At 53.5% G+C, this 14,902-nt stretch carries 5 protein-coding genes; 1 reads left to right on the forward strand and 4 read right to left on the reverse strand.

Going from position 1 to position 14,902, the window contains the following annotated elements:
* Positions 1-91: 91 nt before the first annotated feature.
* Genes RHI63_RS05025 through rsfS form a run of 3 tightly spaced genes read right to left on the reverse strand, consistent with a single transcriptional unit; the run spans position 92 to position 5,257 of the window.
* Positions 92-2,917, reverse strand: coding sequence for a cation-translocating P-type ATPase (locus RHI63_RS05025; protein ID WP_399382212.1), 2,826 nt, complete (start codon positions 2,915-2,917; stop codon positions 92-94).
* A gap of 45 nt (positions 2,918-2,962) precedes the next feature.
* Complete coding sequence (locus RHI63_RS05030; protein ID WP_310821959.1) at positions 2,963-4,834, reverse strand: GTPase; 1,872 nt, start codon at positions 4,832-4,834, stop codon at positions 2,963-2,965.
* A gap of 3 nt (positions 4,835-4,837) precedes the next feature.
* Positions 4,838-5,257, reverse strand: a complete 420-nt coding sequence (gene rsfS / locus RHI63_RS05035) for a ribosome silencing factor (protein WP_206201339.1) — start codon at positions 5,255-5,257, stop codon at positions 4,838-4,840.
* Between the two features lie 50 nt (positions 5,258-5,307).
* On the opposite strand from rsfS, the gene RHI63_RS05040 reads away from it, so the two are divergent.
* Positions 5,308-6,594 (forward strand): AMP-binding protein, encoded by a 1,287-nt coding sequence (locus RHI63_RS05040; RefSeq protein ID WP_310821960.1) that lies wholly within the window; start codon positions 5,308-5,310, stop codon positions 6,592-6,594.
* 5 nt (positions 6,595-6,599) lie between these two features.
* Here the strand turns inward: RHI63_RS05040 and RHI63_RS05045 are convergent, their stop codons facing one another.
* Positions 6,600-14,765 carry a hypothetical protein gene (locus RHI63_RS05045; protein WP_310828271.1) on the reverse strand — a complete coding sequence of 2,722 codons (8,166 nt, stop codon included), beginning with the start codon at positions 14,763-14,765 and terminating at the stop codon, positions 6,600-6,602.
* Positions 14,766-14,902: the final 137 nt, after the last annotated feature.

Consider the following 14,902-nt stretch of genomic DNA (forward strand, 5'->3'; position numbering starts at 1 on the left):
AGAGCCTCTCTCTTTTGTCTAGGTTCTCAAAACGTTAGCCCCTAATTCAGGGGGTAAGCAATAGCGGATATTACGAAATTAGTTAACAAAATTAATCTAGGAGTTGTAATTCATGCCCTTTATGCAACCAGTGGAGCACGAGCTTTTCCAATTCAATCCAGACAAACACCAGTGTGCTAAAGCCGATGCACACGGCTAGCTCAGTTCCCGAGAGCAGATAGGTACCAAAGAACCGTCGCAAGGGGGAGGCGTAGATCAGCAGGAGTTGCAGAATCGTTGTCAGGATGACTGATCCCCAAACAAAAAGGTTGGAGGTGGGGCTCATTTCAAGCGTCAGCCGTGTACTGGAACGGGCGGCAAGGGCATGACCCATTTGAGCGAGACAGAGGGTGGTAAAAACCATGGTTGTCCAACGTCTTGGATCGAGTCCTCCTTCCAGATGTTCAGCGGTGTAGCTGTAGGCCCATACCATCAGGGAGATGCCGACGATCGCCAAGATCAAACCGACACGAATCATATAGGAACCCAAGCCACGGCTAAAAATACTTTCATTGGGTTTAACCGGAGGACGCTTCATGACATCGGGATCCCCCGGCTCAACAGCAAGGGCAAGGGCAGGCAGACCATCCGTCACCAAGTTCATCCAGAGGATTTGCAAGGGCGTTAGAGGCACACCTCCTAGTCCCAGTAGGGGTGAGCAGGCAATCGTGATCACCTCACCAATGTTGGAGCCGAGAATGTATTTAATAAAGCGACGAATATTGCTGTAGATCACTCGCCCTTCCTCGGTAGCGGCGACAATGGTGGCAAAGTTATCATCCAAGAGCACCATATCGCTGGCTTCCTTGGTGACATCCGTCCCCGTAATCCCCATGGCTACGCCAATGTCGGCCTGTTTGAGGGCAGGGGCATCATTGACGCCATCACCGGTCATGGCCACAATTTCACCGTGACGTTGCAAGGATTTCACAATCCGCAGTTTGTGTTCTGGAGACACCCGCGCATAGACATTGACGGTCAGGGTTGCTGCATCCAGTTCTGCGGGACTCATTTTTTCGAGGTCTCGACCGGTTAGCGCCTGATCGCCCCACTGACAGATACCAATTTGACTGGCGATCGCTTGGGCAGTCAGTTGATGATCCCCCGTAATCATAATCGGGCGAATCCCAGCAGTGCGACAGGTGGCGACGGCCGCCAGGACCTCTGGACGCGGGGGATCAAGAATGCCCACTAGCCCCAACCAGATCAAATCCTGCTCACTGGTATCTACACTCTCCGCTGGTGGCAGCGCTGACCAGTAGCGATGGGCAATGCCCAAGACCCGCAGCCCTTGAGCGGCAAAGCGATCGTTTTCGGCGAGAATCTCTTGGCGATCGGCCAGTGTTAGGGGTTGAATGTCGCGACCCACCTGCCGCCATTGACAGCGTTCCAAGGTCAGTTCGGGTGACCCTTTGGTAATCATCCAGTAGGATTCCTTGGCGGCAATCGCAGGAACGGACTCACTGCGGTAGAACGTACTCATGCGCTTGCGATCGGCATCAAAGGGAAACTCCGCGACCCGCTCCGCCTTTTCCTGCAATGCTTTGAGGTCAATCCCCCCTTTAGCGGCCAAGGGCAGGAGAGAGCCTTCGGTCGGGTCGCCGAGAATCACCCATTCGGCTGCGTGTTGTTTGAGCAAGGCATCATTACACAGTGCCCCTGCCAGTAGCAGTAGGTGCCGTTCGTATAATGCTGAGGCGTCATCGGTATTGGCGTCGTAAAAGTCGCCCTTGGGTTCATAGCCATTGCCGCTCACCTTGGCGCGATAGAAGGTAGTAGCCACTGCCTGCACCACCATTTTGTTTTGGGTGAGGGTACCCGTTTTATCCGAGCAGATCGTTGTCACACTCCCCAGTGTCTCCACGGCCGGCAGCCGCCGAATCAGGGCATGGCGTTTCACCATCCGTTGTGTTCCCAATGCAAGGGTGACGGTAATCACGGCGGGCAAGCCTTCGGGAACCACGGCCACCGCCATACTGAGGGAGACTTCAATGAGATGCGGCAGCAGTGAGGGATCGTAGAGACCCCCAGCAATCACGACAATGCTCACCAGCACCAACGCAATGGCGACTAGGCGATTGCCCAGCTCGGTCATCCGTTTTTGCAGGGGTGTGGGTTCCTGCTCCACCCCTTGCAGGGCAGCGGCAATTTTCCCTAGTTCAGTGTCCATGCCGATCGCGGTGACGACGGCGATCCCTCGCCCTTGGTTAACCTCTGTGCCCGCAAAGACTAGATTGGCGCGATCGCCCAGTTCCGTATCAAGGGGCAAGATTTGCGCAGCATTTTTACTGGCGGCTTCTGCTTCACCGGTGAGTGCTGCCTCGCGGATTTGCAGGTTGACCGCTTCAAGGAGGCGACCATCGGCAGCTACTTTGACCCCCGCTTCCAAAAAGAAAATGTCCCCAACCACCAGTTCAGGGGAATCAATTTCCATGACCTTGCCCTCGCGCAGGACACGCACCTTGGGCGCCGCCATACTTTTCAGCGCAGCGAGTGCCTCTTCAGCACGGGCTTCTTGGACATAGCCTAGAATGGCATTGAGAATAACCACCACCAGAATTGCAGTTGCGTCCTTGGGGAAGGGGATGGTGTTTTCTTCGAGGGATTCGAGAATCTCCAATGTGCCAGAGATGAAGGCCACCACGAGCAGCATGATCAGCATGACATTGCGAAACTGATCAATGAAAATCTGCCAGCGCGGGCGGCGGCCATTGTCAACGAGTTCATTGCGGCCATATTGGGCTTGTCGCCGTTGCACTTCTGCAGAACTCAGTCCCTGTTGGCGATCGCTCCCCAGGCGGCTAATGACTTCATCAGCACTCAGAGCATGCCAAACTGATTCACGATCCATGGGGGAGGAGGCATTGGAGGAGGTCATGGCGGGTGAGGAGATGAACAGTTTTTATCCTTTCTTTATCTTCGTCTATTTTTCTGGAACCATACCAAAGCGCTGCCAATAGTCCTCATAGCGCGCCATCAGCGTCAGAGGTGGCTCAGGCTGTGTCCAAAACTCTACGAGGGTGTGTCCCGTTGCCCAAGTGTCTTGATTGAGGGGGCTACGACGTTGTAGCAGCAAGGGAGCCAAGGTTTTCAGATCAAAGGGGCGCGTTGGTACCTCGATGCAATCGCTGGCATTTTGCAACAGCGTGTAGAGTTCATAGGCCAGTTGCAATTTACAAAGAATCACCGGCAGGTGTTCTAGGGGCAGTTGTTCGGCGAGGAGCCATGCAGCGGCGGGAGACCCCGTGAGCATGGTCGAAAGAAACTGGAGCACTGGTCGCTTGAGCAAATCGGTAATGCCCTGACTGGTGGTGATGCGGTGGCAATAGGTGTCAATGAGGCGAGAAGCAGCGTGAAGCCGTGTCTGGCGATCGCTAAGCCAGCGAGCCATGCGGATCTGCTTGGCGGGGGCAATTAAATTCACAAGGGTATCACTGAGGGCATCGAGTCCCCAAGCCATGCGTTCTTCAGTGCCGTTGACAATCGGCAAAATATGGGGCGTATAGGTGCCCAACTGTTCTTGGCGATAGGCCACCGCCTCGCGAATACTCACTTCCTTGGGATGGGTACCCCGTTGCCAGTCGTAGGGGGGATGCCATTCCCGCAGGGGGCGTAGCCGATCCACTTGGGTGACCGCCACCACAATCGGCAAGTCCCTCACCTCTTGGCGAATCAATTGCAGGGCGGTGATGTCCGGGGCAAGGGCAGGATCCAGCGCTGGGGTCAGCAGCAGCACTACATCCATGCGCGGCAGTAATTCCCGCAGGCGAGCTTGAATATCGGCACCGCGAATATCTTCGTAGCCGGGGGTATCCCACAGGGTCAAATCCTGCTGCCAACGGTATTGCCGGATCTCGTTTGTGTTGGGCAAGGGGGAAACACGGGTGGTGGGGGCAGCAAATAAACTATTGATCAGGCTACTTTTGCCTGCGCCGGTGCGACCCACGAGAAAGACGTTCACAGGCTCAGTTTCGGCACGGGCAAGGGGCAGACTCTGCTCTAAAATGTCCTGTAATGTGCCTGTATCTGTGCGCGGGGTGGGTAATTCCAGTTGGGTGAGGCTGCCACTGTAGAGGGCGATCGCCCGCAGTCCCAAGGCCTTGAGCACCTGTTCCCGCAGGGTGAGTCCCAAGTTAGCAATCAGGGCTTGATTGGCCTTTTGCTGCTGCTGTTGGGTAAAGGTTTTGGTAATCGCCACACTTGGATTGAGGAGCCACTGCGCCCAATTCCAAGCCGTAAAGCCCCAACGCGCAACGGGTGCCACCTGCCGTGAAAGTTCATAGGCGCGCACTGCCTGCCCCAGAGTTACCCGCGACAAAATTGGGTTGAGGGTTTCCAGCCAGCGATCCACATCATCAATCGTGTCCCGCAAGAGGCGGTAGGCTTGGGGCACATAGATTTGCAGCAGAGGACGCTGAGCATTGGGATAATAGACCTTGGCAATCTCACTGACGAGGGTTTGTGCCCGCTGCCAAAAGAGTGGCCAATTTTCCCAAGGGGGTGGGTCTTGACGACTCTGCTCAAGGGTGTGTTGGAGAATCTTCAGGGCGCGTTGATCCGTTTCTGAATCACTGCTTCTTGGCAAATCAAAGGGACGGGGGTCAATCTCTGTCGGCTGACCCTTGAGCCAATGGGCAACCCCCCACCGCCACAGCAGCAGAATCAGCACGACTACTGCCCAGACCCAACTCAGTCCCCAAGCATGAATTTGTATTGAGGCCGCGGTGAGGATAAAGCTGGCGATCGCCACCAGTGGCAAGATCAAAAGAATCCACTGCCACCAAGAGGGCTGCATCGGCTAGGTGGTTACTAGTGACTCAAAGGGAATGCGTTGGGCGTGGCCCCAAAAGGCCTCAAGGTTGTAGTATTGACGTTCCTTGGGCAACTGCACATGGACAATCACATCACCGTAGTCCATCAGCACCCATGAACATTCCGCTTGGCCTTCAATATGTTGGGGCTGGCGTTGGCAATGTTCAAGAGCCGCCTCCTCAATCCCTTGATAAATGGCGCGCACTTGGGTTTTTGAGAGTCCCGTAATGATCACAAAGTAATCGGTGAGGTAGGACACGCCACTCACATCCAAAAGGCAGATATCCACTCCCTTGCGATCGTCGGCGGCATAGGCTGCGGTCCATGCTAGTTTAAGGCTAGGGTCAGCAATTGCGGCTACCCGTTGCATCTGTTGAATAGTCAGGCTGCTGTCTCCTAAACGCACTCCTTTATCCTTTGATTTTACCTATTGGTTTAGGGAGGGGTAGGACAAATTTGTTACAAAACCTTACGAGTATTGCCCCCCACTGGCTGTGGTATCCCCACAACGGACAATGGCACATTGCTACCGCCAGACTCCTCGAGCAATTAGCCAACTATCAAGAGCAACTCCAAGAGCAACAACCCACTCTCCTCGTTCTCGCAGAACCCGATCCCCTCTCGTTTCTCAGTGGTTTTCTCGCAGCGCTCTCCACAGGGACGCCTCTATTACTGGCCAATCCCCACTGGCAGTCCCAAGAGTGGCAGCAGGTGGCAGCGATCCTACCCCAGAATTTCATGGCTTGGGGAACGGTGCCCCCCCTCGACCCCCAAGGTTCTGGAGAACCATTGCCCCAGGGCTGGATTCTGATTCCCACTGGCGGCACTCAAGGGCGGTTGCGCTGGGCAATTCACACGATCGCCACCCTCAAGGCAGCTGTTGCCGGGCTACAAACCCACTTGCAACAAGGGGCGATTCACTGTCTGAGTATTTTGCCCTTGTACCATGTCAGTGGTCTCATGCCCGTGGTGCGATCGCTCTGGAGTGGTGGAGAACTCTATCTCGGTACCCATCTACGGGATCTACGGCAAACGGCACCTCCTGCCAATGTTGATCTGTGGCTGTCTCTGGTACCTCGGCAACTGCAACAGGTGCTTGCAGACCCTCTGCCATGGCTAGCGGATTTAAGGGGCATTTTCGTGGGCGGTGGCCCCACTTGGTCGCAACTATTAGAGGAAGCAGCAACCCAGCGCTTGCCTCTATGTCTCAGTTATGGCATGACAGAAACTGCTGGCATGATCTGTGCCCAACGGCAGGGGGAATTTTTGGCGGGCGATCGCTCCTGTGGTCAGGTCTTACCCCATGCCCAGATTGCTTTAACCCCTACGGGCGAGATTCAGATTCAGGCCGCCTCCCTTGCCCTTGGCTATTACCCTGGGTTATTCCATGAAGGGATATTCCAAACGGACGATCGCGGCGAATGGCGGGGCGATCGCCTCTACATTTTGGGACGCAGCAGCCGCAAAATCATCAGTGGTGGCGAGAATATCTACCCCGAAGAGTTAGAGGCCTTACTCCTTAACAGTGGCCTTGTCCAAGACATCCATATCTATGGCGCACCCGACCCCCTCTGGGGCGAACAAGTCATTGCCCTCTATGTGGGAGACTCCTCCCCTGAGGAACTCAGCCGATGGCTCAAACAGCAGTGCAGCGCCTACAAATGCCCCAAGAAATGGATTTCCGTGCCCCAAATTCCCCGCACGCCCCAAGGAAAAGTGCGACTATCCTCGATTGAGACCTAGCCACTCTAAAAGGCAGGATTATTGGGGTTCTCCTTTACTGCTCTGCGAACATCCCAATTCTCATCCATAGCAAGGGTTCTCAAAACAGAAGCAGGAGTATTCGGGTTCAACGCTACTGCTGCGCGAACATCCGTACAAAAGTGGCTAGCTAGTTCGGCTAGTCGGTCTGTAGAAGTGTTGCCACTGTTAGCTTCCGTGATTAAAGCAGCAATTTCAGGTCTTTCTGCTACTGCTTCGCGAACAGCCCAATACTCATCCTTCGCAAGGATTTCCAAAACAGAAGCAGGAGTATTCGGGTTCAACGCTACTGCTGCGCGAACATCGCTATCCTGATCCTTCGCACGGGTTTCCAAAACAGAAGCAGGAGTATTCGGGTTCAACGCTACTGCTCTGCGAACATACCAAACCTCATCCTTCGCAAGGGTTTCGAGGGCAGAAGCAGGAGTATTCGGGTTCCGTGCTACTTCTGCGCGGACAGTCCAATCGTTCTCCTTCGCAAGGGTTTCGAGGAGTGAGGCAGGAGTATTGGGGTTCCTCGCTACCGCTTGGCGGACATAACTCTCCTTATTCTTCGCAAGGGTTTCGAGGGCAGAGGCGGGAGTCTTCGGGTTCCGTGCTACTGCTGTGCGAACATCCTGAGCCTCATATTCATCCTTCGCAAGGGTTTCGAGGGCAGAAGCAGGAGTATTCGGGTTCCGTGCTACTTCTGCGCGAACATACCAAACCTCATCCTTCGCAAGGGTTTCGAGGAGTGAGGCAGGAGTATTGGGGTTCCTCGCTACCGCTTGGCGGACATAACTCTCCTTATTCTTCGCAAGGGTTTCGAGGGCAGAGGCGGGAGTCTTCGGGTTCCCCGCTACTGCTGCGCGAACATCCTGAGCCTCATATTCATCCTTAGCAAGGATTTCGAGGGCATAGGTAGGAGTCTTCGGGTTGCCCGCTACTGCTGCGCGAACATCCTGAGCTTCATCCTCAGCAAGGATTTCGAGAGCATAGGTAGGAGTCTTCGGGTTGCCCGCTACTGCTGCGCGAATATCTGTACAAAAGTGGCTAGCTAGTTCAGCTAGTCGGTCTGTAGAAGTGTTGCCACTGTTAGCTTCCGTGATTAAAGCAGCAATTTCAGGTCTTCTTGCTACTGCTCTGCGGACATCACTTTCCTTATCCTTCGCAAGGGTTTCGAGGAGTGAGACAGGAGTCTTCGGGTTCCCCGCTACTGCTGCGCGAACATCCTGAGCTTCATCCTCAGCAAGGATTTCGAGAGCATAGGTAGGAGTCTTCGGGTTGCCCGCTACTGCCACGCGGATAACCCATTTGTTCTCCTTCACAAAGGTTTCCAAAACAGAAGCAGGAGTATTAGGGTTCCGCGCTACTGCCACGCGGATAACCCATTTGTTCTCCTTCACAAAGGTTTCCAAAACAGAAGCAGGAGTATTAGGGTTCCGCGCTACTGCTGCGCGAACATCCGTACAAAAGTGGCCAGCTAGTTCGGCTAGTCGGTCTGTAGAAGTGTTGCCACTGTTAGCTTCCGTGATTAAAGCAGCAATTTCAGGTCTTCTTGCTACTGCTTGGCGGACATACTTATTCTTATCCTTCGCAAGGGTTTCGAGGGCAGAAGCAGGAGTATTGGGGTTCCCCGCTACTGCTGCGCGAACATCCAAATACCAATCCTTCGCAAGGGCTTCCAAAACAGAAGCAGGAGTATTAGGGTTCCACGCTACTGCTCTGCGAACATCCCTATCCTTATCCTTCGCAAGGGCTTCCAAAACAGAAGCAGGAGTATTGGGGTTCCCCGCTACTTCTGCGCGAACATCCAAATACCAATCCTTCGCAAGGGTTGCCAAAACAGAAGCAGGAGTATTGGGGTTCCCCGCTACCGCTTCACGAACATTACTCTCCTTATCCTTCGCAAGGGTTTCCAAAACAGAAGCAGGAGTATTGGGGTTCCCCGCTACTGCTTGGCGGACATCCGTACAAAAGTGGCTAGCTAGCTCTGCTAGTCGGATGGTAGCGGTGTCGTTCCTCTTAGCCTCTTCAATCAACCAAACAATTTCAGGTCTTTCTGCTACTGCTCTGCGGACAGTCCAATCGTTCTCCTTCGCAAGGGTTTCCAAAACAGAAGCAGGAGTATTGGGGTTCCCCGCTACTGCTGCGCGAACATCAAAAGCAGGAGTATAGGGGTTCGCTACTGCTCCTTTGCGCGAACATCCAAATACCAACGCAAGGGTTGCCAAAACAGAAGCAGGAGTATTGGGGTTCCCCGCTACTGCTGCGCGAACATCCAAATACCAATCCTTCGCAAGGGTTGCCAAAACAGAAGCAGGAGTATTAGGGTTCCACGCTACTGCTTGGCGAACATCACTCTCCTTATCCTTCGCAAGGGTTTCCAAAACAGAAGCAGGAGTATTGGGGTTCCCCGCTACTGCTGCGCGAACATCCAAATACCAATCCTTCGCAAGGGTTGCCAAAACAGAAGCAGGAGTATTGGGGTTCCCCGCTACTGCTTGGCGGACATCCGTACAAAAGTGGCTAGCTAGTTCGGCTAGTCGGTCTGTAGAAGTGTTGCCACTGTTAGCTTCCGTAATTAAAGCAGCAATTTCAGGTCTTCTTGCTACTGCTTCACGACAATCCCCATCCTTCGCAAGGGTTTCCAAAACAGAAGCAGGAGTATTGGGGTTCCCCGCTACTGCTTGGCGGACATCCGTACAAAAGTGGCTAGCTAGTTCGGCTAGTCGGTCTGTAGAAGTGTTGCCACTGTTAGCTTCCGTAATTAAAGCAGCAATTTCAGGTCTTCTTGCTACTGCTTCACGACAATACGAATCCTTCGCAAGGGTTGCCAAAACAGAAGCAGGAGTATTGGGGTTCCCCGCTACTGCTTCACGAACATCCCTATCCTCATCCTTCGCAAGGGTTTCCAAAACAGAAGCAGGAGTATTGGGGTTCCCCGCTACTGCTCTGCGAACATCGCTATCCTCATCCTCAGCAAGGATTTCCAAAACAGAAGCAGGAGTATTGGGATTCCCCGCTACTGCTACGCAAACATACCAATCCTCAGCAAGGGCTTCCAAAACAGAAGCAGGAGTATTGGGGTTCCCCGCTACTGCTCTGCGAACATCCCAATCCTCATCCTTCGCAAGGGTTTCCAAAACAGAAGCAGGAGTATTGGGGTTCCCCGCTACTGCTCTGCGAACATCCCAATCCTCATCCTCAGCAAGGGTTTCGAGGGCAGAGGCGGGAGTATTGGGGTTCCCCGCTACCGCTTCACGAACATTACTCTCCTTATCCTTCGCAAGGGTTTCGAGGAGTGAGACAGGAGTCTTCGGGTTCCCCGCTACTGCTTCACGACAATACGAATCCTTCGCAAGGGTTTCAAGGAGTGAGACAGGAGTCTTCGGGTTCCCCGCTACTGCTGCGCGAACATCCGTACAAAAGTGGCTAGCTAGTTCAGCTAGTCGGTCTGTAGAAGTGTTGCCACTGTTAGCTTCCGTGATTAAAGCAGCAATTTCAGGTCTTCTTGCTACTGCTTGGCGGACATACTTATTCTTATCCTTCGCAAGGGTTTCGAGGGCAGAAGCAGGAGTATTGGGGTTCCCCGCTACTGCTTCACGAACATCCCAATCCTTATCCTTCGCAAGGGTTTCGAGGAGTGAGACAGGAGTATTGGGGTTCCCCGCTACTGCTGCGCGAACATCCGTATAAATATAAAAAACATCCGTATAAATATAAAACGTATAAAAGTGGCTAGCTAGCTCTGCTAATCGGGTGGTAGCAGTGTCGTTGCTCTTAGCCTCCTCAATCAACAGTCTTTTTGCTACTGCCACGCAGAGAGTCCAATCGTTCTCCTTATCCTTCGCAAGGGTTTTCGCAAGGGTTTCCAAAACAGAAGCAGGAGTATTCGGGTTCCCCGCTACTGCTTGGCGGACATCACTCTCCTTATCCTTCGCAAGGGTTTCGAGGGCAGAAGCAGGAGTATTGGGCTTCCACGCTACTGCTGCGCGAACATCACTCTCCTTATCCTTCGCAAGGGTTTCGAGGAGTGAGACAGGGGTATTCGGGTTCCCCGCTACTGCTTGGCGGACATCCCTATCCTCATCCTTCGCAAGGGTTTCGAGGAGTGAGACAGGGGTATTCGGGTTCCCCGCTACTGCTTGGCGGACATACCAATGCTTCGCAAGGGTTTCGAGGAGTGAGACAGGGGTATTCGGGTTCCCCGCTACTGCTGCGCGGACAGTCCAATCGTTCTCCTTCGCAAGGGTTTCCAAAACAGAAGCAGGAGTATTGGGGTTCCCCGCTACTGCTCTGCGAGCATATCTATCCTCATCCTCAGCAAGGGTTGCCAAAACAGAAGCAGGAGTATTGGGGTTCCCCGCTACTGCTGCGCGGACAGTCCAATCGTTCTCCTTCGCAAGGGTTTCCAAAACAGAAGCAGGAGTATTGGGGTTCCCCGCTACTGCTTCACGACAATACGAATCCTTCGCAAGGGTTGCCAAAACAGAAGCAGGAGTATTGGGGTTCAACGCTACTGCTGCGCGAACATTACTCTCCTCATCCTCAGCAAGGGTTTCGAGGGCAGAAGCAGGAGTATTGGGCTTCCACGCTACTGCTGCGCGAACATCACTCTCCTTGTCCTTCGCAAGGGTTTCGAGGGCAGAGGCAGGCGTCTTCGGGTTGACCGCTACTGCTGCGCGAACATCCTGAGCCTCGTCCTCAGCAAGGATTTCGAGGGCATAGGTAGGCGTCTTCGGGTTGCCCGCTACTGCCGCGCGAACATCCTGAGCTTCATCCTCAGCAAGGATTTCGAGGGCATAGGTAGGCGTCTTCGGGTTCCCCGCTACTGCTGCGCGAACATCCGTCCAAAAGTGGCTAGCTAGCTCTGCTAGTCGGATGGTAGCGGTGTCGTTGCTCTCAGCCTCCTCAATCAACGAAACAATTTCAGGTCTTTCTGCTACTGCTCTGCGGACATCGCTATCCTCATCCTCAGCAAGGGTTTCCAAAACAGAAGCAGGAGTATTGGAGTTCCGCACTACTGCTTGGCGAACATCCGTATAAAAGTGGCTAGCTAGCTCTGCTAGTCGGATGGTAGCGGTGTCGTTGCTCTTGGCCTCCTCAATCAACGAAACAATTTCAGGTCTTTCTGCTATTGCTCTGCGGACATCGCTATCCTCATCCTTCGCAAGGGTTTCCAAAACAGAAGCAGGAGTATTCGGGTTCCCCGCTACTGCTCTGCGAACATCCCTATCCTCATCCTTCGCAAGGGTTTCGAGGAGTGAGACAGGGGTATTCGGGTTCCCCGCTACTGCTGCGCGAACATTACTCTCCTCATCCTCAGCAAGGGTTTCGAGGGCAGAGGCGGGAGTATTGGGGTTCCCCGCTACTGCTGCGCGAACATCCGTACAAAAGTGGCTAGCTAGCTCTGCTAGTCGGATGGTAGCGGTGTCGTTGCTCTTAGCCTCCTCAATCAACGAAACAATTTCAGGTCTTTCTGCTACTGCTCTGCGAACAGCGCTATCCTCATCCTTCGCAAGGATTTCCAAAACAGAAGCAGGAGTATTGGGGTTCCCCGCTACTGCTCTGCGAACATCGCTATCCTCAGCCTTCGCAAGGGTTTCGAGGAGTGAGACAGGGGTATTCGGGTTCCCCGCTACTGATGCGCGAACATCCTGAGCCTCATCCTCAGCAAGGATTTCCAAAACAGAAGCAGGAGTATTGGGGTTCCCCGCTACCGCTTGGCGAACATCACTCTCCTTATCCTTCGCAAGGGTTTCGAGGGCATAGGTAGGCGTCTTCGGGTTCCCCGCTACTGCTGCGCGAACATCCTGAGCCTCATCCTCAGCAAGGATTTCCAAAACAGAAGCAGGAGTATTGGGGTTCCCCGCTACCGCTTGGCGAACATCACTCTCCTTATCCTTCGCAAGGGTTTCGAGGAGTGAGACAGGGGTATTCGGGTTCCCCGCTACTGATGCGCGAACATCCTGAGCCTCATATTCATCCTTCGCAAGGATTTCGAGGGCATAGGTAGGCGTCTTCGGGTTGCCCGCTACTGCCGCGCGAACATCCTGAGCTTCATCCTCAGCAAGGATTTCGAGGGCATAGGTAGGCGTCTTCGGGTTCCCCGCTACTGATGCGCGAACATCCGTATAAAAGTGGCTAGCTAGCTCTGCTAGTCGGATGGTAGAGGTGTCGTTGCTCTTAGCCTCCTCAATCAACGAAACAATGTCAGGTCTTTCTGCTACTGCTCTGCGGACATCGCTATCCTCATCCTCAGCAAGGATTTCCAAAACAGAAGCAGGAGTATTCGGGTTCCGTGCTACTGCTGCGCAAACACCCGTATAAAAGTGGCTAGCTAGCTCTGCTAGTCGGATGGTAGAGGTGTCGTTGCTCTTAGCCTCCTCAATCAACGAAACAATTTCAGGTCTTTCTGCTACTGCTCTGCGGACATCGCTATCCTCATCCTCAGCAAGGGTTTCCAAAACAGAAGCAGGAGTATTGGGGTTCCCCGCTACTGCTTCACGAACATCCAAATACAAATCCTTCGCAAGGGTTTCCAAAACAGGAGCAGGAGTATTGGGGTTCCCCGCTACTGCTCTGCGAACATCGCTATCCTCATCCTTCGCAAGGATTTCCAAAACAGAAGCAGGAGTATTGGGGTTCCCCGCTACTGCTCTGCGAACATCGCTATCCTCATCCTTCGCAAGGATTTCCAAAACAGAAGCAGGAGTATTGGGGTTCCCCGCTACTGCTCTGCGAGCATATCTATCCTCATCCTCAGCAAGGGTTGCCAAAACAGAAGCAGGAGTATTGGGGTTCCCCGCTACTGCTGCGCGGACATACCAATGCTTCGCAAGGGTTTCCAAAACAGAAGCAGGAGTATTGGGGTTCCCCGCTACTGCTCTGCGGACATCGCTATCCTTATCCTTCGCACGGGTTTCCAAAACAGAAGCAGGAGTATTGGGGTTCCCCGCTACTGCTCTGCGGACATCGCTATCCTTATCCTTCGCACGGGTTTCCAAAACAGAAGCAGGAGTATTGGGGTTCTGTGCTACTGCTTCGCGAACAGCCCAATACTCATCCTTCGCAAGGATTTCCAAAACAGAAGCAGGAGTATTGGGGTTCTGTGCTACTGCTTCGCGAACAGCCCAATACTCATCCTTCGCAAGGATTTCCAAAACAGAAGCAGGAGTATTGGGGTTCTGTGCTACTGCTCCGCGAACAGCCCAATACTCATCCTTCGCAAGGATTTCCAAAACAGAAGCAGGAGTATTGGGGTTCCGTGCTACTGCTCCGCAGACAATCAAATCGTTCTCCTTCGCAAGGGTTTCGAGGAGTGAGACAGGGGTATTCGGGTTCCCCGCTACTGCTGCGCGGACATACCACCAATGCTTCGCAAGGGTTTCGAGGGCAGAGGCAGGAGTATTGGGGTTCTCCGCTACTGCTTCACGAACATCCCAATCCTTATCCTCAGCAAGGGTTTCGAGGAGTGAGACAGGGGTATTCGGGTTCCCCGCTACTGCTTGGCGGACATCGCTATCCTCATCCTCAGCAAGGGCTTCCAAAACAGAAGCAGGAGTATTGGGGTTCCTCGCTACCGCTTGGCGGACATCACTCTCCTTATCCTTCGCAAGGGTTTCGAGGAGTTCAGGAAGAATCGTTGTTGCCCTAGCCGCCTGCTGTCTTACTTTTGCGCTTTGACGCTGAACTGCAACTGTCAATGCCCAAGTCGGCGGCTCTGTAAGCTCTAATATTCGTATTAAGGCTTCATCACTAATGCTCTGTCGTTCACTGTCTTGGAGCACAAGGAGTTTCATCCCAGGATTGCGAGCTACTGCCGCCGGAAATTCCTCAGCTAGTTTATAGAGGGTCGCTGGAGGGGTCTGGGGATTCATCGCCACTTTACGGCGGACATTGGCCGCTGGATGTTGTGCTAAAGTTGTCAGGAGAGTATGGGATGCACTGAGGTTCTGGGCAAGAGCTTCTGCTAACGGTTTATTGCTTTGAGCTTCCGATAGCCAAGCCTCTAGGACTTCAGCAGGGGTATTGCCATTGGCAGCAACCGCAAGGCGCACTTTTTCATGGGGGTCATTGGCCAACATCCGCAAAATGTTTGGTGAAGTAGTAGCAGACTGCGCTACCTGCCGACGCACACAAGGGTCAGGATGCTGAGCTGCAGTAGTCATCGAATTAAGATCAAAATCATCAATATCCATTGCGCGCCACAATTTTTATTTGCGACATTGGTACTAGTCAGTTATTGTAATTCTAGCTTTAGTTGTTAACTACTGAAAGCCCCCGATCGTTTCAACGCTAGCTAGCG

It is taken from the genome of Thermosynechococcus sp. GLH187 (assembly GCF_031583395.1).
Lineage (GTDB): Bacteria > Cyanobacteriota > Cyanobacteriia > Thermosynechococcales > Thermosynechococcaceae > Thermosynechococcus.